Genomic DNA, 261 nt, shown 5'->3' with positions numbered 1-261 from the left:
CGCCGAGGCTGATCCGGTGCTGTATCACGGCCCGGGCAAGTTCAATCCCGCTGAAGGCATCAAGCCGGCTGTTGCGCCGTCCAAGAAAACCTACACCCAGGTGTTCGGCGAGTGGCTTTGCGACGCGGCCGAACTGGACGCGCGCGTGGTCGGCATCACGCCGGCCATGCGTGAAGGTTCCGGCATGGTGGAGTTCGAGAAGCGCTTCCCGGACCGCTACTTCGACGTGGGCATCGCCGAGCAGCACGCAGTCACCTTCGC

The 261-nt window shown here is 65.1% G+C and carries 1 pseudogene; it reads left to right on the top strand.

Annotation, left to right across the window (positions count from 1 at the left end):
- Positions 1-261: pseudogene (locus tag ACCC94_RS30310) on the top strand (1-deoxy-D-xylulose-5-phosphate synthase); the annotation flags it as partial.

The sequence above is a fragment of the Pseudomonas sp. Pseusp97 genome, from assembly GCF_047304025.1.
In the GTDB taxonomy this organism is placed as follows: domain Bacteria; phylum Pseudomonadota; class Gammaproteobacteria; order Pseudomonadales; family Pseudomonadaceae; genus Pseudomonas.
The sequence above is the reverse complement of the archived record's forward strand: the minus strand, read 5'-3'. Positions and strand labels throughout refer to the sequence as shown.